Here is a 22,542-nt window from a genome sequence, read left to right as displayed (position 1 = left end):
GCGAACATGCTGCAGATCAATTGCCCGTGGTGCGGTCCACGGGATGAGACCGAATTTCACTACGGCGGGGAGGCCCACGTGCCCTACCCCGAGGACCCGTTCGAGCTGGACGACCAGCAGTGGGCCCGTTACCTGTTCTACCGCGCCAATCCGCGGGGGTTGCTGTCCGAGCGCTGGGCTCACAACGCCGGCTGCCGCCGCTGGTTCAACGCGGTGCGTGACACGGTGACCTACGAGTTCAAGACCGAGTACAAGATCAGCGATCCCCGGCCGGACCTGGGAAATGTTGGAGGTGCCCTGTGAGCGAGCAAACCCATCGCCTGGCGGCCGAGCGCGCCGCCGGGCACGGCATCGACCGTTCCACCACGGTGGGCTTCACCTTCGAGGGTGTCCCGTACACGGGCTACCGCGGGGACACCGTGGCTTCCGCCCTGGTGGCCAACGGCAAGATCGACTGTGCCCCGTCCATGTACCGGCGCCGCCCCCGTGGGCTGTACTCCGCCGGTGTGGAGGAGCCCAATGCCTTGATCAAGGTCTCCCCCCGGCACGAGCAGGAGGTGGCCGAGTCCATGCTGCAGGCCACGGTCACCGAATTGACCCCCGGGATGGACGCTGTCTACCTCGAAGGTCACGGGCAGCTGGACCCCGGTACCGACCGCGCCTACTACGACCGCAAGTACGTCCACACGGACGTGCTCGTGATCGGTGCGGGCCCGGCGGGGCTGTCCGCAGCCCGGGACGCCGCGGCCTCCGGCGCCCGGGTGATCCTCATGGACGACCAGCCGCGCCCGGGCGGGGCCTTGCTGTCCGGCAACGGTGAGCGCATCGATGGAGTCCCGGCCCACGAGTGGGTGGAGCGCGTGAGCGCCGAGCTGGAGGCGGCCGAAGAGGTCACGGTGCTCACCCGCACCACCGCCATCGGCAGCTACGACAGTAACTACGTGGTGGCCGTCCAGCGCCGCACCGACCACCTCACGGGAGAGGTGCCCAAGGGCGTGTCCCGGGAGCGAGTGTGGCACGTACGCGCTCAGCAAGTGGTGCTCGCCCAGGGCACCCACGAGCGTCCCGTGGTCTTCCGCAACAACGACCGCCCCGGGATCATGCTGGCCTCCGCGGTGCGCAGCTACCTCAACCGCTACGGCGCCGCGGCCGGCTCCACCGTGGTGGTCGCGACCAACAATGACTCCGCTTACCGGCTCGTGGCGGATCTCGTGGAACGCGGCATCACGGTCGCCGGGATCGTGGATGCCCGCCCTCAAGCTTCCGCGGTCTCCGCAGAGGTCGCCGGGGCCACCGGTCTGTCCGTGCGCTACGGCTCGGCCGTGATCGACACCACCGCCGACGCGGACGGGCGCGTGAGCGGCGTCGTCGTCAGCGCGCTCGACGACGCGGGCGAACTCACCGGAGAGCCCGAGACCTTCGAGGCGGATCTGCTGGCGGTGTCCGGTGGCTGGAACCCCGTGATCCACCTGCACAACCAGCGCCGCGGTCCGTTGCGCTGGAACGAGACGATCGCGGCGTTCGTGCCCGAGACCGCGATGGCGGGCCAGCATGTGGCCGGAGGGACCGCGGGCACCCTGGACCTGGCCGGGTGCCTGGTCGAAGGGGCGCAGGCCGGGGCGAACGCGGCCTCCGCAGCGGGATTCGCCGCCACGGCGCGTGCCGCCACGACCGACCCGGAGTCCCCGGGGCTCGTGCGCCCGCTGTGGCTGGTCCCCGGCGCCGAGGGCGAGCCCGGCACGTGGGACGAGCACTTCGTGGACTTCCAACGCGACCAGGCCGTCAAGGACGTGATGCGCTCGCTGGGTGCCGGGATGCGCTCGGTGGAGCACGTCAAGCGCTACACCTCGATCTCCACGGCCAATGACCAGGGTAAGACCTCCAGCGTGAATACCATGGGCGTGATCGCCACTGCGCTGGGCGGCAGCTCCCCGGACGAGATCGGCGTGACCGCCTTCCGTGCGCCCTACACCCCGGTGGCCTTCGTGGCGCTCGCGGGTACCCAGCGCGGGCAGATGTTCGACCCTGCCCGGCTGTCCGCGCCCCACGAGTGGCACCTGGCGCACGGTGCGAAGTTCGAGGACGTGGGGCAGTGGAAGCGGCCGTGGTACTACCCCCAGGACGGGGAGGACATGGACGCCGCGGTGCTGCGCGAGTGCGCGGCGGTCCGCAACTCCGTGGGGTTCATGGACGCGACCACCCTGGGCAAGATCGAGATCCGCGGCAAGGACGCGGGGGAGTTCCTCAACCGCGTCTACACCAACGCGTTCAAGAAACTGAAGCCCGGTATGGGCCGCTACGGCGTGATGTGCAAGCCGGACGGCATGGTCTTCGACGACGGCGTGACGCTGCGGCTGGACGAGGACCGATACTTCATGACCACCACCACCGGTGGGGCCGCCAACGTGCTGGACTGGCTCGAGGAGTGGCTGCAGACCGAGTGGCCGGAGTTGGACGTGGTGTGCACCTCCGCGACTGAGCAGTGGACCACCGTGGCCGTGGCCGGGCCCCGTTCCCGGGACGTGGTCGCCAAGCTCGTACCGGAGCTGAACGTGTCCAACGACGCGTTCCCGTTCATGGCCTACCGTGAGGTCTCCCTGGCCAGCGGGATCCCCGCGCGCATCTGTCGGATCTCGTTCTCGGGGGAACTCGCGTTCGAGATCAACGTGCCCACGTGGTGGGGAGCGGAGGTCTTCGAGGACGTGTGGCAGGCCGGTCAGGAGTACGGCATCACTCCCTACGGCACCGAGACCATGCACGTGCTGCGTGCCGAGAAGGCCTTCCCGATCGTGGGTCAGGACACGGACGGCACCGTCACCCCGCAGGATCTGGGGATGGATTGGGTGGTGTCCAAGCGTAAGGACTTCATTGGCAACCGCTCGTACTTCCGCAAGGGGCTGGAGGGCGAGGTGCGCAAGGAACTGGTCGCCGTGCTGCCCGTGGACACCGACTACAGGTTGCCGGAAGGTACCCAGCTGGTTAAACAGGGCACACCGATCACTCCTCAGGAGGGACCCGTGCCCATGGAGGGGCATGTGACCTCCAGTTACAACAGTGCCGCGCTGGGTCGGACCTTCGGGCTGGCCCTGATCAAGGACGGCCGCAACCGCATCGGTGAGACCCTGCAGGCACCCCTGGACGGGCAGCTGGTGGACGTGCTGGTGGCCGAACCCGTCGTTTACGACCCGGAAGGAAAGCGTCGAGATGGCTGAGCAAACCATGATGAACAGGGCCGAGCGCACGGCGGAGCACGCGGCGCACTTGCGCCGCAGCCCCGTCGAGCACCTGGCCGGGGAGATGAAGAGTGCGAGCGTGTCCGGCGAGCGCGGGGTGAGTCTGCGGGAGGTGCCTTTCCTGACCATGGTCGGGATCAGGGTGACGCCGGGGACCCCCGCCGCGGAGGCGGTCACCGAGGTGCTCGGCGTGGGGCTCCCCGCCGCATGCGGTGAGGTCACGGGGGACACCTCGGAGGCAGCCGTGGTGTGGCTGGGCCCGGACGAGTTCTTGGCCGTCACCGGGGACGAGGTCGCCCCCGTGCCCGGACTGGACACCCGCTCCGAGCGCGACCCGGGCGCCCTGCCCACCCTGGCCACCCACCCGCTCGCGCAGAAGCTCGCGGCGGTCTTCGTCGAGGGTGGCCCGGCCGGGCAGGCCGTGGACCTGTCCGCCAACCGCACCACGCTGGAGCTGTCCGGGCCCTCGGCGCGCGCCGTCTTGGAGAAGGGCTGCCACGTGGATCTGCACCCGCGCAGCTTCACCCCCGGGCGGGCGGTGTCCACGTTGCTGGGTCCGGTACCCGTCCTGCTGTGGCAGACGGAGGACCTCACCTACCGGATCATGCCCAGGGCGTCCTTCGCCGATTACACGGTCCGGTGGCTCCTGGACGCGATGGTGGAGTACTCCGGGGAAGAAGTCGCCTGAGGGTTCCGCCCGTGACGGTCACCATCAGCTCACGGGCGGAACCACCACAGTCGTGAAAGATCGAAGAAGGAGTTGCCTCGTGACGGACGTACAACGGGCGCGCACCGGCGCTGAGACCACCGAACTGGTTCTGACCCTCGACTGCCCGGAGGACGTGGGTATCGTGCACGCGGTCACCGGCGTGCTGCTTGAGCACGGGTGCACCATTGCGGAACTGAAGCAGTTCGACGATCGCCGTCAGGAACGGTTCTTCATGCGCGTCCACGTGGTGTCATCCAGGGGTGAGGCACTGTATGAGCAAGCGCTGCGGGCGGACTTGGAGCCGGTGGCGCAACGGTTCCACATGAACTGGGAGCTGCGACCTCACGGGCAGAAGCGCCGCGTGCTGGTGATGGTCTCCAAGTACGGTCACTGCCTCAATGATCTGCTGTTCCGTGCCCGAGTGGGGGAACTTCCCATTGAGATCGTGGCGGTGGTGTCCAACCATCTGGATCACCAAGGACTGGTGGAATGGCACGGCATCGACTTCCATCACGTGCCCGTAACCAAGGAGAACAAGCCGGAGGCGGAGACACGACTCCTGGACCTGGTGGACCAGTACACCGTGGATCTGGTGGTACTCGCCCGGTACATGCAGGTACTGAGTGAGTCCCTTGTGGAACGCATGCGGGGGCGGGTCATCAACATCCACCACTCGTTCCTCCCCAGTTTCAAGGGCGCCAAACCGTACCACCAGGCGTACGAACGCGGGGTGAAGACCGTGGGGGCCACCGCACACTACGTGAGTGACGAACTGGATGAAGGCCCCATCATTGCTCAGCAGGTGGTGGAAGCCGATCACACCTACGGCCCGGAGGACCTGGTGGCCGCGGGGCGGGACTCAGAATGCAAGGCACTGTCCAACGCCGTTCGGTGGCACTGCGAAGGCCGGGTGATTCTCTCCGGGCACCGCACGGTGGTGTTGCGGTAGCCGATGTGGTCACCCAGGTCGACCACCGCAACGGTTTCGAGCGCACGACCCGGTATAGAACCCTCCGCCGGGTGAAAGGAAAACATTATGGCGTCGCCAATGAGAACGGGAAATCGGCTGGACACGGTCGAGCACACGAGTATTTTGCGCGTGCTCACCTATGCGGGGGCGATCATCGCCTTCCTCATCGGGTCCGGCTTCGCAACGGGTCAAGAGATACTGCAGTACTTCGCGTCCTATGGGTTCCAGGGGATCATCGGTACGGGTGCCGTGGTGATGATCTTGATCACCTATGTGGCCGTTGAATTCTTCTTCGTGGGTCATGCGCAGAAGTTCGAGCGCCCCTCCATGATTTTCCAGTACTACGCGGGCAAGTACCTGGGCACGTTCTTCGACTACTTCTCAATCCTTTTCGTGTTCCTCAGCTTCACAGTGATGGTCTCCGGCGCGGGGGCCGTGTTCGAGGAGCACTACGGGCTGCCCAAGTACCTGGGCGGTGCGGGGTTGGCGATCGTGGTGAGTGCGACGGTCTGGTTCGGGTTGAAGAACCTGGTGGATGTGATCGGCAAAATCGGGCCCGTGATCGTGATCGTCGCGGTGACACTGGGGGTCCTGGGGTTCATCCGTGAACCAGGGAACATCGCGGCGGGGAACGCCATGCTGCCCGACCTTGAGCTCACCCAAGCATCGACCAACTGGTTCATGGCCGGGTTGTCCTATGTGGGATTCTGTATGTTGTGGCTGGCTGCGTTCCTTACGGCACTCGGTAAAACTGCTCGCAGTCGCAAGGAAGCCGTGTCCGGTGGCCTGGTGGGTGGTGTGGTGTTCTCGGCGGCGTGCGTGGTGGTCGGTTTGGGGCTGCTCGCCAACATAGCGCGGGTCAACGGGACGGAGATCCCGATGTTGGTGCTAGCCAAGGACTTCAGCTCGGCACTGGCCGCCGGTATTTCGGTGATGATCATCGCCGGCATTTACACCACGGCCGTGCCCCTGTTGTGGACGGTCTCTTCAAGGTTCTTTGCGGACAACACCCGAAAGTTCAAGTACCTCGCGATAGCGCTGGCGGCGGTCGGTGCGGTCATGGGTCTCCTGCTTCCGTTTTCGCAGATGGTCAATCTTGTTTATGTCATCAACGGCTACGTGGGAATCCTCTTACTGGTGTTGATGATTGTGAAAACGTGTGGTCGTGTCATGCGCAGGCGGTCTGTATGAGCTCACGACGCAGAAGCCATCATTGATAGTGTTCGGGGACCAGTCCCCCAGAAAACCGGAGGTGAGCTCGTGGCACTGAGCGCATTGGATCTGTTCTCGGTCGGAATCGGTCCGTCCTCATCACACACCGTGGGACCCATGCGGGCCGCCCGGCTGTTCGTCGAGGGTCTTGAGAGGGACGGACTGCTGGAACCGGTAGCCCGCGTGCATTCCCAGCTCTTCGGCTCCCTGGGCGCCACGGGGTGGGGTCACGGATCCGATAAGGCCGTGATCCTGGGCCTGATGGGCGAGGACCCCGAGACCGTGGATACCGACTCTGCGGACGATCAGGTTCGCGGGGCCACTGACGCCCAGAAGCTGCTGCTGGGCGGCCGGCGGGAGATCAGTTTCGACCGCTCGAACGATGTGATCATGCACCGCCGTAAGTCGTTGCCCACTCACCCCAACGGCATGAGTTTCGAAGCCTACGACGCCGCCGGCGAGCTTCTGCGCGAACGCGTCTACTACTCGGTGGGCGGCGGTTTCGTGGTGGACGAATCAGCGTCCGGCTCGGACAAGGTCGTGGCGGACACCACCCCCGTGAAGTACCCGTTCAACACCGGTGACGAGCTGCTCGCCGTCTGTGAGACCGAGGGTCTGTCCATTGCCCAGGTCATGATCGCCAACGAAGAATCGTGGCGCCCCGCGGAGGAGACTCGGGCTCAACTGCTGCACATCTGGGACGTGATGCAGGAGTGCGTGGAGAACGGGTGCACGCGCGAGGAGAAGACGCTGCCCGGGGGACTGAAAGTGCGGCGTCGGGCGCCGGAATTGCGGCGTCGCCTGCGCGCCAAGGAAGCGGACAACGACCCCATGCGCGGCATGGACTGGGTCAACCTGTGGGCGCTCGCGGTGAACGAGGAGAACGCGTCCGGCGGTCGCATCGTCACCGCGCCCACCAATGGTGCGGCGGGCATCATCCCGGCGGTGCTGCACTTCTACACGCGTTTCATGGAGGATGCCAACGACGACGGAGTGATCAACTACCTCCTGACCGCCGCGGCAATCGGCATCATCATCAAGGAAAACGCGTCCATTTCCGGCGCAGAGGTCGGCTGTCAGGGCGAGGTGGGCTCGGCGTGCGCCATGGCGGCGGCGGGCCTGTGCGCCGTGATCGGTGGCACCCCGCGGCAGGTGGAGAACGCCGCCGAACTGGGGATCGAGCACAACCTGGGTCTGACGTGCGACCCCGTGGGCGGTCTGGTGCAGATCCCGTGCATCGAGCGCAACGCGATTGCCAGTGTCAAGGCCATCAACTCAGCGCGGCTGTGCATGCACGGGGACGGCGAACACAAAGTCTCGTTCGACCAGGTCGTGAAAACCATGCGTGAGACCGGCGCGGACATGAAGGTCAAGTACAAGGAAACATCCCGCGGTGGCCTGGCGGTCAACGTGATTGAGTGCTGAGCGCCACAATAGAGCGGTGAGCACATCCATTCTTCTCCTTGCCGACACCCACCTCCCCAAGCGCGCCAAAGCCCTCCCGGATCAGGTGTGGGACGAGGTCGACGCCGCAGATGTCGTGATCCACGCCGGCGACTGGGTGGACCTGGACACCTTTGAGGCCCTCCGGAACAGGTCCCAGCGCTTGATCGCCGTGTGGGGCAATAATGACGGTCCGGAATTACGGGAGCTCATGCCCGAGACCGTTCACTGGGACATGGAGGGCCTGCGATTTGCCATGACGCATGAGTCCGGAGCATCGACCGGGCGCGAGAAACGCATGGACAAGGCCTTCCCAGACACCGACGTTTTGATCTTCGGCCACAGCCACATCCCCTGGGATTCCGTATCTCCCGCGGGCATGCGCCTCCTCAACCCGGGCTCACCCACGGATCGCCGCCGCCAGCCGCACTGCACGTACATGCGGGTCACCGCCGACGACGGCGCGCTCACCTCGGTCGAGCTGGTCCGGTTGCCTCCTCGCACGTAATCACTCGAGGGCGCGGAAGCGAATTGATGCTTGTCCACAGGACCATTACGGTCACGCATAGACAAACATCACCGTGAAAGGCTTGAACGTTCTCATGAGCGACACCATCATCGACCGTCCTGCGGCACAGCACGGGGTGGTCAAGGACATGTCCTTCCTGGATCGTTGGCTGCCCGCGTGGATCATTGCGGCCATGGTGGTCGGCCTATTCCTGGGGCGGGTGGTCCCCGGCCTGGGCACCGCACTCGAAGCGGTGAAGGTCGGTGAGGTCTCACTGCCCATCGCCATCGGCCTGCTGGTCATGATGTACCCGGTGCTGGCCAAGGTGCGTTATGACGAGACCCACCGGGTCACGGGGGATCGCAAGCTGTTGGGTCTCTCCTTGGTGCTCAACTGGCTCGTGGGTCCCGCGCTGATGTTCTCCCTGGCGTGGATCTTCCTTCCGGACCTGCCCGAATATCGCACCGGGTTGATCATCGTGGGTCTGGCCCGCTGTATCGCCATGGTGCTGATTTGGAACGACCTGGCCTGCGGCGACCGGGAGGCCGCCGCAGTTCTGGTTGCGATCAACTCGGTGTTCCAGGTGATGGCGTTCGGTCTGCTGGGCTGGTTCTACCTGCAGCTCCTGCCCTCCTGGCTGGGGCTGCCCACCACGAGCGCCGAGTTCAGCATGGGTGCCATTGTGTTGTCCGTCCTGGTGTTCTTGGGGATCCCCTTGCTGGCGGGATTCCTCACGCGAACTCTCGGCGAACGCGCCAAAGGGCGAGAGTGGTACGAGAACACGTTCCTGCCCGCGATCGGCCCGTTCGCTCTCTACGGTTTGCTGTTCACCATCGTCTTGCTGTTCGCGCTCCAGGGCGATGCCATCACCTCCAACCCGTGGGACGTCGCGCGGATTGCACTGCCGTTGTTGGTGTACTTCTTCGCGATGTTCGGCATTGGCCTGTTGGCCTCGCGCGGAATGGGCCTGAACTACGCCAAGTCCACCACGGTGGCGTTCACCGCCGCGGGCAACAACTTCGAACTCGCGATCGCCGTGGCCATCGCAACGTTCGGGGTCACCTCGGGTCAGGCGCTCGCCGGTGTGGTGGGTCCGCTTATCGAGGTTCCCGTTCTGGTGGCATTGGTCTACGTCTCGCTGTGGGCCGGCCGCACACTGTTCCCCGGTGACAGCACCGTTCCCACTCGCTGACACCTTCTGGCCGAACTCACGCAGTAGCCGCCGCCCACCATTTAGGGTGGGTTCATGAGGCTGTTCGCCGCTGTTTATCCCACGCGCGCTGCACGCGAGCACTTGGTCAGTGCGTTGCGTGAAGTTCGTGAGCTTACGGGCACCGCCCTGCGCTGGGGCGATCCCGAGCAATGGCACGTCACGCTCGGTTTCTACGGCGACCAGCCCGAGGGCGCGGTGCCCGACCTTGCGGAGCATCTGAGCGGCGTCGCCCGCGAGACCGCGCCGTTCACCTCGTGCTTGCGGGGGGCCGGGTCGTTCTCCGGTACCACCCTGTGGATGGGGTTGGGCGGTCAAGCCGAGAATATGGTCGAGCTCATGCGCGCCTGCTCGCTCAACGAGGACGAGCGCGCCCGGCAACGAGCCCACCTTACGGTCGCGCGCATGTCCCGCGCGGAGCGGACCCGCAAGGCCCGTGAACAACGACGCCGCTCGCGCACTATTGCGCGCCCCTCGCCCGAACTGTCGGAGGTGGTGCACGCGCTCTCCGTGTACGAGGGCCCCGAATGGACCGTCAGCGAGATCCGGTTGATGGCCTCGGTGTTGGGTGAGGGCCGGGGCGGGGGTGCGCTGCATCAGGAGGTGGAACGCTTTCCCTTGCGGGGGCGGTGAGCCAGCAGGCTGAGGCCCCGGTCAGGGGCGGGTAGCGTCGGGATGACCACGGGTGCCTCGCGGTCAGCGAACAGCCCTCGGGTTATAACCCCGTAGGGTGGGTATGAAGAGGCGGCCTAAGCTGCCATCCTGGTTGAATGGCACGAACCTGGTTATCACTCACGGTGGAGTTGCTCGGCGGGCGCGGCGAGGTGCTGTGGCCACCGCCGGGGCGGATTTTTGCTGTGGGGCCCCGGCATACTTTTGCGGATTTCGAGCAGTCGATCAATGACGCCTTTGGTCGCTGGGATCGCTCGCACCTGTCGATGTTCACACTCGCCGATGGGCGGGTGGTCACGGACTCGATGACTGGTGAGGAGATGGCCGGTTCGATCAGAGGCCCTATCGTCGCGCCCGTTGACATTGCCACGGCCAAGGTGACCCGCACAGTGAAGCCTGGGGACGAGTTCCAATTCACTTTCCACTTCGGTGACGACTGGACGCATCGGTGCGTGGTCGGAGATCAAAAGGTCGATCCGCTGGACGTGCTGGGTATTCAACCCGCAGCACCCCTGCCGTACTGGGGTTGGGGCAGCGTCCCCGATCAGTACGGGCGCAGATGGAGCGATGATGACGGAGAAAGTCCTGCGCCCGAGATGCCCGGGCAGCCGAATTCCATGCTGACCCATGAGTGGCCTCCGCATGATCAGGTGCCCGCCCTCGACAAAGTCCGGGTCCGTGAGGCTATCGCGGCTCAGGACGCCAATGGTTTTATTGTCGCGGTGACGGGATGTGAGATCGACGATGCGCTGGAAATTGTTGCGGAGGGTATCCCCATGGCGCTGGCGAAACATCATCAATTGGCCGAGCCAGTGGCACTGTCCGTCATTAACAGGCTGACCTGGCGCAGCGCACCGGGTGATGAGCAATTGGCCGAAAAATTGTTGACCGCCCTACGCGGCGGATAGCCAACAGCCATCGCCCCAGCGCGGTGTCGCGCTCGAAGACGAGCATCCTGAGCAGGACGTCCGAGTCAGGGGGCGCGAGTAAGCTGGAGGCGTGAGCATTTCACCCGACCCCGCCATTGTCCTGGATGACCGGTTCGCCCGGGAACTCAACGAGATGGCCGTCCCCTGGCACGGCCAGGAGGTGCCCGATGCGCGCCTGCTCGTGCTCAACGAACCCCTGGCCGCTGACCTGGGCCTGGACCCGGCATGGCTGCGCACCTCCGATGGGCTGCGCCTGCTGGTCGGGAACCTTATCCCGCCGGGTGCCGCCCCGGTGGCGCAGGCGTACTCCGGGCACCAGTTCGGCGGGTTCTCCCCGCGCCTCGGTGACGGGCGCGCATTGCTGCTGGGCGAGGTCACCGATACCGCCGGCCGGCTCCGGGACATCCACCTCAAGGGCTCCGGCCCCACGCCGTTCTCGCGCGGCGGCGACGGGTTTGCCGCCGTGGGGCCCATGCTGCGCGAATACATCGTCAGCGAGGCCATGCACGCGCTGGGCATCCCCACGACCCGTTCCCTGGCCGTCGTCGGCACCGGGCGACAGGTGCGCCGGGACACCATGCTGCCCGGGGCCGTCCTGACGCGGGTCGCGAGCAGCCACCTGCGGGTGGGTAGCTTCCAGTACGCCCGGGCCACGGGCAATGTCGATCTGCTGCGCCGGCTCGCGGACCACGCGATCGACCGGCACTACCCCGACGCCGCGGATGCGGAGCAGCCCTACCTCGCGTTGTTCGAGGCGGTGGTCGCCGCGCAGGCGGAGTTGGTCGCGCAGTGGATGCTCGTGGGTTTCGTCCACGGGGTGATGAACACCGACAACATGACCATCTCTGGGGAAACCATCGACTACGGGCCGTGCGCCTTCATGGACGCCTTCGACCCGCGGGCGCTCTACAGCTCCATTGATGAGACCGGCCGCTATGCCTACGGCAATCAGCCGTTCGTCGCGGAGTGGAATCTCGCGCGCTTCGGCGAGACCCTCCTGCCCCTCATGGACGACGACCAGGACAACGCCGTGTCCCGGTTGAGCGAGGCTCTCGGAGCGTTCCGGGCGCAGTACAGTGACGCGTGGTCGGCGGGTATGCGGGACAAGCTCGGCCTGCCCGAGGATCTCGACCGCGAGGTCACCGCGCCGCTGATCGACGAGCTGATCGCCCTGCTGCGGGAGCACCGCGTGGACTACACCTCGTTCTTCCGGGACCTGGGCGCGGCGGCCCGTGGTGACTCCGGATCCGCCCGGGGCATGTTCACGACCTCGGAGGCCTTCGATGCCTGGGCCGAGCGCTGGCGCGCCCTGGGTCCGGACGCGGCGCGGATGGACCGGGTCAACCCCGTCTACATCCCTCGCAACCACTTGGTCGAGGAGGCCCTCACCGCCGCCGAGAAGGACGACACGGGCCCGCTCGGCCAGCTCCTGGACGCCGTGACCCACCCCTACCACGACCGCCCCGACCTGCAACGCTACGCGGCACCCGCGCCCGAGGACTTCGGGCCCTACCGCACCTTCTGCGGGACCTGAGCCCCGGAGCGGCTATCCAATCGCGTTATTCTGCGCCCGGCCGTAGCTTCTTGTCCCAGTCAGTGGCTCGCGGTGTGTCTTCCCTCAAATTGGCCTACGGGCATGCCACCCTGATGGGCACGTGCTGTATTGCTGCAAATTCATGTACTTGGTCGTCCCCCCTCTTGCGGCCCGGGCATGGTGCGGAGGTGGTGGGCCATGGCGCAAATGAGTTGGGTGCAGCTGTCTCATGCTTCCCGGTCGCTGTGGGCGAAGTCCGGGGACGAGAGCGGGTGGCTCAACTTGCCTCAGCATCTGCGAGACAGCGCTGGAGTTGCGCGGCAGCTTTGGGACGAGTGGCTCTCCACGGCCACGAAGCAGTGGATCTCTAATCAGGTTGGCCTGGATACCGAGGGCACCCGCGCCCTCGTGGCGTGGCTCGCCGGAACCCACGACATCGGCAAGGCCACCCACCCCTTCGCCGCCCAGTTGGAGAAGCGCCCCGAACTGTCCGACTTTGCTCGGCGGATCCGGGACGCGGGTCTTGACCTCCCCGCCTCGGTCCCCAAGCTCGATTGGTTTCCGCATTCCTGGGGCAGTGCGGTAATCATCGAGCAGTGGCTGTGCAATCGCTTCGAGGCAAAACCGCGGAATGCACGGACCGTCGCGGCTATCAGCGGAGCCCACCACGGCATCCCCATCATGAGCACGGACCATCGCCAGGTGGAGAGCAATCTTCCCACCCACGGGCCCGAGTGGGAATGCGTGTGGGCGGAGTTGTTGGAGCTCATCACCCAGGACACGGGCGCCGAACAGGCCCTCGCCGCCGTGCTCCGGCGCAAGCTGCCCGTCAAGACCCAGATGATCCTGACCGGCATCGTGATCGTCGCCGACTGGATCGCCTCGAACCCCGATGCCTTCCCGATGGCCGTGGACCCGGATCAGGAGAACCGCCGACGGGAGGGGATGGCTGCCATCGACCTCAACCGCCCGTGGCAGACGGAGCAGCACGCGGCGGAGACGGCCGAGGAGGCCTACCGCCGCCGCTTCGGTTGGCCGCAGAGCACCGTGCCCCATCCCATGCAGGTCGTGGCCCTGGACGCCGCCCGCTCCATGAGCGGCCCGAGCCTCATGTGCATCGAGGCACCGATGGGCCAGGGCAAAACAGAGGCAGCCCTCCTCGCCGCCGAGGTCATGGCCGCCACCACCGGTAGGGGCGGCCTCATGGTGGCCGCTCCCACGATGGCCACGTCCGACGCCCTTTTCACCCGGGTCCAGCGCTGGGCACGTACTGCCGTGGGGGAGGGGCAGCTGGCCTCGATGTACTTGGGCCACTCCAAGAACACTCTCAATGAGTCCTTCACGCGCATGCCGCGCCGCGCGCGGATCCGGGGTATTGAGGAGAATGCGGGAGGCCGCGGCCAGGGGGATGTGATCGCCCACCAGTGGCTCTGGGGCCGGAAGAAGGGAATCCTGGCGAACTTCGTGGTGGGCACCGTGGACCAGGTTCTCTTCCTGGCCCTGCAGTCCAAGCACGCAATGCTGCGCCACCTGGGCCTGGCGGACAAAGTGGTGGTTGTGGACGAGGTCCACGCTTATGACGAGTACATGTCCTCCTACCTGGAGAGGGCCCTGGAATGGTTGGCCGCGTACGGCGCACCCGTGGTGCTGCTCTCGGCCACGCTTCCTCGGGGCACCCGGACGCGGCTGCTCGCTGCCTACCGGAGGGGGCTGGATCCGGCCGTCCCGCCCACGAAGATCGGTACGGGCGACGCTACGTATCCCCTCGTTACCACGGTCAGCGCAGCCGGAACACGGACCTGGGAGGTCGAGCCACCGTCCGCCCAGACCTCCGTTGAGTGCCGGGTGATCGATGACGACGGGCGTGCGCTACTCACCGCGTTGGCCCCCGTGGTTGCCGGGGGCGGCTGCGCGCTGGTCCTGTGCAACACCGTGGCGCGGGCCCAGTCCGCCTACGAATTGCTGCAGCCCGTTGTGGGCGAGGATCTCCGCTTACTTCACGCCCGCTTTATCGCCTCCGACCGCGTGGCCGCGGAGCAGGAACTCGTTAAACAGTTGGGGCCGAAAGCGCATCGGGATGACGGGCGGCCACGGCGGCGCGTGGTCGTGGCAACCCAGGTGGTGGAGCAGTCGTTGGATTTGGACTTCGATGTGGTCGTCACCGACGTGGCCCCCACCGACCTTTTCCTGCAACGCATCGGCCGTCTGCATCGTCACCGTCGACCGGCGTCGGACCGCCCGGACCACGCGCGGGTACCCCAAGTCATGGTCCGCGGAGTGATCTCCGAGGGGGACGAGCGGACGGCGCCGACGTTCGACGAGCACTGCACGCTGGTCTACACGGAAGCCGTGCTGCTCCGCAGCTGGGCGGCGCTGCGGCCGCACCTGAATGGGGAACTACTGGCTATCCCCGAGCGGATTCCGCACTTGGTCCAGCAGACGTATGTAGAGTCACCCATCGTGCCGGACGCGTGGACAGAGCGCCATGACGCGGCGTCGGCGGAGCTGGACGCGGCCCGCACGGAGGCACGCCGGCGCGCCGGGACCTTCCAGTTCCCCGGTCCGCACTCCGCCCACCGGGTGATGGGCGAGATCTTCGAGGAACAGGCGGCGGAGATCGACTCCGGCCCGTTGGCCGAGGTCAAGGGGGCGGCGCAGGTGCGCGACACCGATCCAACTTTGGAGGTCCTGCTCGTCCAGGGTGCGCCCGGCGGATACCGGCCGCTGCCCTGGCTGGGCGAAGAATCGGGGGATGTCGTTTTCTACCCCGACCAGTGCCCCGAGCCCGGAACGGCCCGGGTTCTCGCAACCTCCTCGGTGCGCCTCCCGCGGGCCTTCTCGAAACCGTGGGTTTTCGATCCTGCGCTCGAGCACTTGGAGCGCACCACGCCCGTGGGCTGGGCGCAGTCGCCGGTGCTGCGCGGTCAGCTGGGGTTGGTGCTGGACGAAGACCTGCGTGTCACCCTGGCCGGACGCGACCTGCAGTACACCCGTGAGCTCGGTCTTGTGGACTTGGGTCCTTCCCGGAAGGACAACGCATGACGACCGACTCGCCACCGCAGTTCGATCTTGTAGAGCAGCCGTGGCTCCCGTGCACGATGCTAGACGGCTCAGTGACGGAGCTTTCCCTGGGGGAAGTTTTCGAACGATCGCGTCAGATCCGGCGGATCTCCGGTGAGCTGCCCACCCAGGATTACGCGCTGCTGCGCGTGCTGCTGGTGATCTTCTGGCGCGCCCACCGCGATGACCCCGGTCTTGTCGGTCCCGGGGCGGACGTCGACGAGTGGTGGGAGGATGCCTTCGACGCCGCCGGCGGAGAGACCCAGGTCCAGCGGATCAGGGCCTATCTGGAGCAGTGGCGGCACCGGTTCGACCTGTTCGACGCCGCGGCGCCCTTCATGCAGGTGGCCGATCTGCACACCAAGAAAGGCGAGCATGGTGGCGTGCGCCGGTTGTTGACCGACGCCGAGTCCGACTACCTCTCGGTGCGAGCCGGAGTGTCCTTCGACGCGCTCGGGTTCGCTGAGGCGGCGCGCTGGCTCGTCCACGTGCAGGCGTGGGATTACTCGGGTATCAAGTCCGGTGCGGAGGGCGATCCCCGCGTCAAGGGCGGCAAGGGATACCCGATCGGCACTGGATGGGTCGGCTCGACCGGTGGTGTGGTGCTGCATGGGCGAACCCTCGCCGAGACCTTGGTTCTTAACACGGCACCTCATGCAGTGATTGCGGAGCGAGAGGAGGAAGACCTGCCCGCGTGGGAGCAGGAGCCGCATAACGCCGCCCCGCGCGGCGTCGAGTTCCCCACCGGTCCGTGCGATGTTCTCACCTGGCAGTCCCGCCGCGTGCGGCTCTTCCCGGACGATGACCGGGTCACGGGTGTCCTGGTCTCCAACGGGGACCGGATCGAGACGAAGAACCAGTTCGCCGATCCCATGACCGCCTATCGCTACAGCCGCAACCAGTCGAGCAAGGCACGTACCGTGCATATGCCGCAACAGCACGACGCGGCGAGGACCCTGTGGCGCGGTCTGACGCCACTGCTGGTTCGCGAGGGTGTGCTGCAGGAGGCTCCGCGGGAACTGCAGCCCAAACCGCCAGCAACGATCGCCTGGTTGCACACCGTGCGCCACGATCGAGCGCTCCCCCAGGATCACCTCGTGGGGGTCGAGCTGGTGGGGATGGTCTACGGCACACAGAGCTCGTCAGTTGCCGACACAGTGCATGAGACCCTCACCGTCCGTCTCGGAACCCTCATGAGTAAGGATTCCCGCACGGCCAAGGCCATCGTGGACGCCGGGCGCGCCACCACCGAGGCCGCCGTCGACCTCGGACGGTACGCCGGCCGCCTGCTGCAGGCCACAGGCGGGGAGTACGCATTCCAGCCACATCGGACGGAGGGCATCCTGCACCGGCTTGACGCCCCGTTCAAGGACTGGTTGTCCGAGATCGACGAGAACAGCGACCCGGTGGTGCAACGGGGACGGTGGTTCGGCCTGGTCGAACGCGTCGTCCTGGAAGAGGCGGCCGTCCTGCAAAAGGGAGCGGGCCCCAAGGCGGTCGTCGGACGGATGGTCCAAGACGCCAAGGGAAGGCCACATCTCATCTCCTCGGCAACCGCCGAAGGCGCCCTCCGCGCGGATCTCCGACAGCATCTCCCGGGCGAACCATTGCCGGATGCCACGGCCGCGACAGACACACCGACAGAAGGAGAGGACCAATGACCGACAACCCAATCCCACCGTTGATGGCCGTCGTGGGACGCGCCGCTCGGAGCCTAGAGAACGACCTCCTGGGACAGGACCACGGTAGGGCCGCGGCGGCTCGGAGGGACCTGGCCGTCCTGCGCCGCGCCGCCGGCGCTTCCCCGGAAAAGGACCCGCTGGCCTGGGGGCTCGTCCTCGAACGGGTCCTCCCCGACTTACCCGAGACGTATCTGGGGCGGGGGGATGCCCCCTCCCGATCGGAGTGGGCCGCGTTCACGGCGCTGACCCTCTTTGCCGTGCACCAGCAGTCACAGTCGAAGGCCATGCACGAGAACCGGATGGGAATCGGCTACGCGGTTGGGCGGCTGGCGCAGCGTCGGGACAGTGAGTCCATCAAGCCTCGCTTCGACGCTCTGCTCCTGACCCGGACCACCGGTGGGCTGGTGCACAACCTCCGGTCGCTGGTCACCCTGCTCCGGGCCGAACAGATCCCGGCGGATTACGGGCGCCTGGCCCAGGACCTCGCCAGGACCCGGGACCGCGGCGGTTGGGATCGCGTTGCGCTCTCCTGGGGCCGGGAGTTCGCCCGCGGCCTCTCCTTGACCCGTTCCGAGTCCCAGTCCCAACCTGTCGCCTGACCTTTGCCCAGACCCCTCTCCGAAAGGACCATGACATGAGCCTGTTCATCGACGTCCACGCCCTGCACACCCTTCCCCCGAGCAACATCAACCGGGACGACACGGGAGCTCCCAAGACCGCGACCTTCGGTGGGGTTCCTCGCCAACGGGTCTCCTCACAGGCCTGGAAACGGGCCATCCGCCGGGACTTCGGCGAGCACCTTCCCGCCGACCAGCTGGGGGTTCGCACCAAACGCGTGGTCGGGCAGGTCGTGGACGTGGTCAAGCAGATTGCCCCGGACTGGGAACGGGACAGGGCCGTCACCGCCGTGGAGGCGGCGTTCTCCGCCGCTGGGATCAAGGTCGAGAAGAAGACGGTGAAGAAGGGCGAGGATCAGGTTCAGCGCGACCCCGAGGCGGGCTACCTGTTGTTCCTCAGCGCCCGGCAGATCCAACGCCTGGCCGAGGCCGTTGTGACAAACGAGGGTGCCAAGCTGAGCAAGAGAGAGGCCGCGGCCCTGCTCGATTCAGAGCACAGTGTGGACATTGCCATGTTCGGGCGCATGGTGGCGGAGGCCCCCGACTACAATGTGGACGCCGCGGTGCAGGTGGCCCACGCCATTGGCGTTCACGCCTCAGAGCCGGAGTTCGATTACTTCACCGCCGTAGACGACGCTGCGGAGGCGGCAGAGGAGAGCGGCGCCGGGATGATCGGCACGATCCAGATGATGTCTTCGACCCTTTACCGCTATGCCACGGTGGATTTGCAGGCGCTCATTGAGAACCTGGGTGATATCCGCGCGGCCACGGAGGCCACCGTGGCGTTCGTGCGCAGCTTCGTAGAGTCCATGCCTACGGGCAAACAGAACACCTTTGCGAATCGCACACTGCCCGAGGTCGTGTTGGTCTCCGTGCGCGAGGACCGGCCCGTCTCCTACGTCAACGCCTTCGAGACTCCCGTGGTCACGGACGGCGAGCGTGGCCGCCGATACGATGCCGCCGCTCGCCTGGCCAGAGAGGCCACCGAGATTGACGCGGCCTACGACACCCGGCCGGTGGCCTCGTGGGTCGTGGCGGTCGGCGATCTGGCACAGTCCCTGTCCGAGGTGGGGGAGAAGGTCACCCTGAGTCGGCTCCTCGACGGTCTCCGCGCCACCCTGCCGGTGAACGATGAACGGGAGCGGGCATGACGATGTCGCTACTGCTTAAGTTCAAGGCTCCGATGCAGGCCTGGGGCGTGCAGAGTCGGTTCGCCACCAGGGCGACGCACCACGAGCCGACCAAGTCGGGCGTCGTCGGCCTATTGGCGGCGGCGCAAGGTCGTCGACGGTCGGATCCCGTCGAGGACTTGGCGGACCTCCAATTCGGGGTGCGCGTTGACCAACCGGGCACCCTGGTGCGCGACTTTCAGACGGCCATCGACTGGCGGACCGGTAAATCACAGGCATTGACCCATCGGTACTATCTCTCGGATGCGGTGTTCCTCGGAGCGGTGTCCGGTCCAAAACCTCTGCTCGAAGGCCTGGTCGACGCCGTACGACGGCCGACTTTCCCGCTGTTCCTCGGTCGACGCTCGTGCCCGGCCGGGCCCGATCTCCTCGTGGGACTGCGGGACGGGAACGTCGAAGAGTCGCTGCGGGTAGAACCCTGGCAGGCCGCGGACTGGTACCGCCGGACCAAGCCGCGGCTCGTGCGTCTGGCCCTGCTGCGAGACGCCACTCCCCACGAGGAGGGGGACAGCCTTCGGGACCACCCGGTCAGCTACGACCCCCAGCACCGGCAGTACTCCTGGCGGACCGTGCACGCCGCCGATCCTGTGGATATCGACAACCCCTGGGGCGTCGGTGAGGGAGATCCGTTCATGGAGGCGGTGATGACCTCGTGACCAGCTTCTCGCGTTTGTATCTCAACCCGCAGAAGCGTGGTGGTCGAAAGCTCCTGAGCAACCCCCAGGCCATGCACGCAGCGGTCATGGCCGCCTTTCCACCCGGAGGAGGAAATGAGGACGGGCGAGTGCTGTGGCGCCTAGATGCCCAGCACCCGCAGTACACGCTCTACGTGGTGAGCCCGCGCGAGCCTGACCTCACACACGTGGTCGAGCAGGCAGGATGGGCCACCAGCCCGTGGGAGAGCGCCGACTACGACAGGTTACTCGGGCGGCTGACGCTCGGGCAGGAGTGGGGCTTCCGCTTGCGGGCCAATCCGGTGAAGAACGCCCGCCGGAAAGGCGAGCGGGGTAAAGTGCTGCCGCACGTGACCGCAGACCAACAGACCGCTTGGCTGCTGGAGAAAGCGCCCCGGCACGGGTTTGAAATCCGGCACTCGGCCCTCGGTGCTCCCGCGGCGGACGTCGAAAAGTCGGTCCCCGAGGTTGCGGTGTCCCAGCGCGACGACGTCCGGTTCGGCCGGGCGGACCAGCACGCCGGGACGCGGCGGGCGGTGACGTTGCGGCAGGCCCAGTTCGACGGTGTCTTGCGTGTGACCAACGTGGAACTGTTGAGGTCGGCCATGACTGGTGGGATCGGGCGTGGCAAGGCCTACGGGTGTGGCTTGCTCACCCTCCAGCGCGTGGTGGGGTGAGACCGTGGGACGACCAAGAGGAACACCACCGCCGGATCTGACGGAGCTGCTGAGGGTGGAGGACCGGCTCTCGTTCGTCTACGTGGAGCGCTGTACGGTGCACCGCGACGCCAACGCAATCACGGTCACCGACCAGGAGGGCACGGTGCACGTGCCCGCGGCGACACTCGGTGCGTTACTCCTGGGTCCGGGCACACGAGTGACTCATGCGGCGATCTCCCTCCTGGGGGACTGCGGCGCCACGGCTGTGTGGGTGGGCGAGAACGGCGTGCGCTACTACGCCCACGGCCGGTCCCTCGCCCGCAGCTCGAGGTTGCTGGAGGCCCAAGCAAGGTTGGTCTCCAACCAAAGGACCCGGCTGGCCGTGGCCCGGGCAATGTATGAACAGCGGTTCCCCGGGGAAGATGTATCTTCATTGACCATGTCACAGCTCCGGGGCCGGGAGGGCGCTCGGATCCGCAAGGTCTACCGGGTGCACTCCGAGCGCACCGGAGTCCCGTGGACCAAGCGGGAGTACCGGCCGGGGGAAATGGAGCTTGACGACTTCATCAACCAGGCGTTGACCGCCGCTAACTCGTGCCTGTACGGAATTGTTCACTCCGTTGTTGTTGCACTGGGGTGCGCGCCGGGTCTTGGATTCATTCACACGGGCAACGACAGGTCTTTCGTCTATGACGTGGCTGACTTGTACAAGGCGGAGGTCGTGATCCCGGCCGCGTTCGACGTGGTGGCCGCGGGCGCGGCCGAGCCCGCTCAGGACGTCCGCCGAGCGGTGCGTGACGCGGTAGTCAAGCACCGCCTGCTGGAACGGGCCGCCCGCGATGTTTCTCGCTTACTGTTGCCGGTCCTTGATGAGGAGTGGTACCAGGAGGACCGAGTTTCTCTCTGGTCGGACAGCGGTGAAGTTCCGTCGGGTGCTAACTATGAGGGGGACGCGTCATGATCGTCATGGTGCTGTCCGCCTGCCCAGCGGGCCTGCGTGGGGACCTCACCAAGTGGCTGCTGGAAATCAGCCCCGGGGTGTTCGTGGGGCAGGGCAGCGCACGCGTCCGAGGGCTCCTCTGGGAGCGGGTGACGGAGCTGTCCAAGGACGGGCGAGCCATCATGGTTTATTCCTCAGATGGTGAACAGCGCCTACGCTTTAAAGTCCACCGACACGACTGGACCCCGATTGACTTGGACGGTCTCACCCTGATGAAGCGTCCGGCTACTCCGGGGTCGGGTCCTACTCGAAGACGAGGCTGGAGTGTCGCCAGCCGTCAGAAGTCCGCTCGACAACCGTCATGGCGGCGCCAATCTAGGAACGAATGAAGTGTTGGTAAGCTGCACGCGGAATGGCACATATCGCGGCATCGCCGCAGGTTAGCAAGTGTGCTCCCCGCGCTCGCGGGGATGAGCCCGCATCCCTGGTCCGGCGGTGCAGCCGATCTAGCGTGCTCCCCGCGCTCGCGGGGATGAGCCCGCGGACAAGTTCAATTCCGGTGAGGGTAGCTTGTGCTCCCCGCGCTCGCGGGGATGAGCCCCGCTGGGAACATTTCTTGTACGTCTTCCCCTTGTGCTCCCCGCGCTCGCGGGGATGAGCCCCTCAATACCCCGTACAAGGGCCCTGACGGAATGTGCTCCCCGCGCTCGCGGGGATGAGCCCCGTTTACGGTCCACCCCCGCCAGGTCTGCTTTGTGCTCCCCGCGCTCGCGGGGATGAGCCCGAACCCTCCGCGACGGGGCGCACTGCCGCATCGTGCTCCCCGCGCTCGCGGGGATGAGCCCCGGAACAATTACGTTCGCGTAGAGCCACGAGAGTGCTCCCCGCGCTCGCGGGGATGAGCCCTAACCCCCAGTCAGGAGAACACCATGACCGCCGTGCTCCCCGCGCTCGCGGGGATGAGCCCCTCGGGTCACGGTTCAGTCCGTCCCAGCTGGGGTGCTCCCCGCGCTCGCGGGGATGAGCCCAGCAACGCGATCCAGGGAAAGGACGGCCGCCGGTGCTCCCCGCGCTCGCGGGGATGAGCCCACGGTATCGGTGGGATGAACGAACGGCTGCGGGTGCTCCCCGCGCTCGCGGGGATGAGCCCTTGCTGGGTAGGTCCATGGATGGGTTGCGGCCGTGCTCCCCGCGCTCGCGGGGATGAGCCCGTGCCCGGGTGGCTGGAGCAGGTCATGGGCCTGTGCTCCCCGCGCTCGCGGGGATGAGCCCATGTTCATACGGCTCTATGGGTATGACG

19 protein-coding genes and 1 CRISPR repeat array (1 of these 20 only partly in view) are annotated in these 22,542 nt (G+C 66.5%); all 19 genes read left to right on the top strand.

Features of this window, described 5'->3' with window-relative positions; all coding sequences use genetic code 11:
* Window positions 1-6 precede the first annotated feature (6 nt).
* On the top strand, window positions 7-303 hold the full coding sequence (locus tag ABEA06_RS04665; RefSeq protein ID WP_345310739.1) for a sarcosine oxidase subunit delta: 297 nt from the start codon (window positions 7-9) through the stop codon (window positions 301-303).
* Window positions 300-3,212 carry a sarcosine oxidase subunit alpha family protein gene (locus ABEA06_RS04660; RefSeq protein WP_345310738.1) on the top strand — a complete coding sequence of 971 codons (2,913 nt, stop codon included), beginning with the start codon at window positions 300-302 and terminating at the stop codon, window positions 3,210-3,212. The genes ABEA06_RS04665 and ABEA06_RS04660 overlap by 4 nt, the downstream gene beginning before the upstream one ends.
* Complete coding sequence (locus ABEA06_RS04655) at window positions 3,205-3,921, top strand: sarcosine oxidase subunit gamma (protein ID WP_345310737.1); 717 nt, start codon at window positions 3,205-3,207, stop codon at window positions 3,919-3,921. The genes ABEA06_RS04660 and ABEA06_RS04655 overlap by 8 nt, the downstream gene beginning before the upstream one ends.
* Before the next feature lie 79 nt (window positions 3,922-4,000).
* On the top strand, window positions 4,001-4,891 hold the full coding sequence (gene purU, locus ABEA06_RS04650) for a formyltetrahydrofolate deformylase (RefSeq protein WP_345310736.1): 891 nt from the start codon (window positions 4,001-4,003) through the stop codon (window positions 4,889-4,891).
* A 99-nt stretch (window positions 4,892-4,990) separates the two neighbouring features.
* On the top strand, window positions 4,991-6,103 hold the full coding sequence (locus tag ABEA06_RS04645) for a YkvI family membrane protein (protein ID WP_345310735.1): 1,113 nt from the start codon (window positions 4,991-4,993) through the stop codon (window positions 6,101-6,103).
* Between the two features lie 69 nt (window positions 6,104-6,172).
* The gene (locus ABEA06_RS04640) at window positions 6,173-7,549 is read left to right on the top strand and encodes an L-serine ammonia-lyase (protein WP_345310734.1); all 1,377 of its coding nucleotides are present in this window, start codon (window positions 6,173-6,175) and stop codon (window positions 7,547-7,549) included.
* A gap of 16 nt (window positions 7,550-7,565) precedes the next feature.
* On the top strand, window positions 7,566-8,075 hold the full coding sequence (locus ABEA06_RS04635; protein WP_345310733.1) for a metallophosphoesterase family protein: 510 nt from the start codon (window positions 7,566-7,568) through the stop codon (window positions 8,073-8,075).
* Between the two features lie 94 nt (window positions 8,076-8,169).
* Window positions 8,170-9,267 (top strand): ACR3 family arsenite efflux transporter, encoded by a 1,098-nt coding sequence (arsB, locus tag ABEA06_RS04630; RefSeq protein WP_312397460.1) that lies wholly within the window; start codon window positions 8,170-8,172, stop codon window positions 9,265-9,267.
* 54 nt (window positions 9,268-9,321) lie between these two features.
* The gene (thpR, locus tag ABEA06_RS04625) at window positions 9,322-9,918 is read left to right on the top strand and encodes an RNA 2',3'-cyclic phosphodiesterase (RefSeq protein ID WP_345310732.1); all 597 of its coding nucleotides are present in this window, start codon (window positions 9,322-9,324) and stop codon (window positions 9,916-9,918) included.
* Window positions 9,919-10,055: 137 nt separating this feature from the next.
* Window positions 10,056-10,865 carry an IS1096 element passenger TnpR family protein gene (locus ABEA06_RS04620; protein WP_345310731.1) on the top strand — a complete coding sequence of 270 codons (810 nt, stop codon included), beginning with the start codon at window positions 10,056-10,058 and terminating at the stop codon, window positions 10,863-10,865.
* Between the two features lie 91 nt (window positions 10,866-10,956).
* Entirely contained in the window at window positions 10,957-12,420 is a 1,464-nt protein-coding gene (locus ABEA06_RS04615) for a protein adenylyltransferase SelO (RefSeq protein ID WP_345310730.1), read from the top strand.
* A 198-nt stretch (window positions 12,421-12,618) separates the two neighbouring features.
* Window positions 12,619-15,462: a CRISPR-associated helicase Cas3' gene (gene cas3, locus ABEA06_RS04610; protein WP_345310729.1), complete on the top strand. Its 2,844-nt coding sequence runs from the start codon at window positions 12,619-12,621 to the stop codon at window positions 15,460-15,462.
* Window positions 15,459-17,141 (top strand): type I-E CRISPR-associated protein Cse1/CasA, encoded by a 1,683-nt coding sequence (casA, locus tag ABEA06_RS04605; protein WP_315275822.1) that lies wholly within the window; start codon window positions 15,459-15,461, stop codon window positions 17,139-17,141. The genes cas3 and casA overlap by 4 nt, the downstream gene beginning before the upstream one ends.
* A complete protein-coding gene (casB, locus tag ABEA06_RS04600) occupies window positions 17,138-17,761 on the top strand; it encodes a type I-E CRISPR-associated protein Cse2/CasB (RefSeq protein WP_345310728.1) in 624 nt (207 codons plus the stop codon). The genes casA and casB overlap by 4 nt, the downstream gene beginning before the upstream one ends.
* 35 nt (window positions 17,762-17,796) lie before the next feature.
* Entirely contained in the window at window positions 17,797-18,930 is a 1,134-nt protein-coding gene (gene cas7e / locus ABEA06_RS04595) for a type I-E CRISPR-associated protein Cas7/Cse4/CasC (protein ID WP_345310727.1), read from the top strand.
* The gene (cas5e, locus tag ABEA06_RS04590; RefSeq protein ID WP_345310726.1) at window positions 18,927-19,625 is read left to right on the top strand and encodes a type I-E CRISPR-associated protein Cas5/CasD; all 699 of its coding nucleotides are present in this window, start codon (window positions 18,927-18,929) and stop codon (window positions 19,623-19,625) included. Before cas7e ends, cas5e begins: the two co-directional genes overlap by 4 nt.
* Window positions 19,622-20,320 carry a type I-E CRISPR-associated protein Cas6/Cse3/CasE gene (cas6e, locus tag ABEA06_RS04585; protein ID WP_345310725.1) on the top strand — a complete coding sequence of 233 codons (699 nt, stop codon included), beginning with the start codon at window positions 19,622-19,624 and terminating at the stop codon, window positions 20,318-20,320. The genes cas5e and cas6e overlap by 4 nt, the downstream gene beginning before the upstream one ends.
* A 4-nt stretch (window positions 20,321-20,324) precedes the next feature.
* Window positions 20,325-21,263 (top strand): type I-E CRISPR-associated endonuclease Cas1e, encoded by a 939-nt coding sequence (cas1e, locus tag ABEA06_RS04580; RefSeq protein ID WP_315275834.1) that lies wholly within the window; start codon window positions 20,325-20,327, stop codon window positions 21,261-21,263.
* The gene (gene cas2e / locus ABEA06_RS04575; RefSeq protein ID WP_345310724.1) at window positions 21,260-21,631 is read left to right on the top strand and encodes a type I-E CRISPR-associated endoribonuclease Cas2e; all 372 of its coding nucleotides are present in this window, start codon (window positions 21,260-21,262) and stop codon (window positions 21,629-21,631) included. The genes cas1e and cas2e overlap by 4 nt, the downstream gene beginning before the upstream one ends.
* A gap of 60 nt (window positions 21,632-21,691) precedes the next feature.
* A CRISPR array of direct repeats spans window positions 21,692-22,542; the repeat unit is 29 nt; unit sequence GTGCTCCCCGCGCTCGCGGGGATGAGCCC (it continues 2,597 nt past the right edge of the window).

Source organism: Kocuria gwangalliensis, from assembly GCF_039544365.1.
Taxonomy (GTDB): domain Bacteria; phylum Actinomycetota; class Actinomycetes; order Actinomycetales; family Micrococcaceae; genus Kocuria; species Kocuria gwangalliensis.
This window is presented reverse-complemented; position numbering and strand designations above follow the sequence as displayed.

Bases quoted from the DNA above. Each gene is read 5' to 3' on its own strand.
- arsB (WP_312397460.1), top strand. From the start codon at position 8,170: ATGAGCGACACCATCATCGACCGTCCTGCGGCACAGCACGGGGTGGTC.
- ABEA06_RS04655 (WP_345310737.1), top strand. From the start codon at position 3,205: ATGGCTGAGCAAACCATGATGAACAGGGCCGAGCGCACGGCGGAGCAC.
- cas5e (WP_345310726.1), top strand. From the start codon at position 18,927: ATGACGATGTCGCTACTGCTTAAGTTCAAGGCTCCGATGCAGGCCTGG.
- casA (WP_315275822.1), top strand. From the start codon at position 15,459: ATGACGACCGACTCGCCACCGCAGTTCGATCTTGTAGAGCAGCCGTGG.
- casB (WP_345310728.1), top strand. From the start codon at position 17,138: ATGACCGACAACCCAATCCCACCGTTGATGGCCGTCGTGGGACGCGCC.
- cas3 (WP_345310729.1), top strand. From the start codon at position 12,619: ATGGCGCAAATGAGTTGGGTGCAGCTGTCTCATGCTTCCCGGTCGCTG.
- ABEA06_RS04620 (WP_345310731.1), top strand. From the start codon at position 10,056: ATGGCACGAACCTGGTTATCACTCACGGTGGAGTTGCTCGGCGGGCGC.
- thpR (WP_345310732.1), top strand. From the start codon at position 9,322: ATGAGGCTGTTCGCCGCTGTTTATCCCACGCGCGCTGCACGCGAGCAC.
- ABEA06_RS04645 (WP_345310735.1), top strand. From the start codon at position 4,991: ATGAGAACGGGAAATCGGCTGGACACGGTCGAGCACACGAGTATTTTG.
- cas7e (WP_345310727.1), top strand. From the start codon at position 17,797: ATGAGCCTGTTCATCGACGTCCACGCCCTGCACACCCTTCCCCCGAGC.
- ABEA06_RS04665 (WP_345310739.1), top strand. From the start codon at position 7: ATGCTGCAGATCAATTGCCCGTGGTGCGGTCCACGGGATGAGACCGAA.
- cas2e (WP_345310724.1), top strand. From the start codon at position 21,260: ATGATCGTCATGGTGCTGTCCGCCTGCCCAGCGGGCCTGCGTGGGGAC.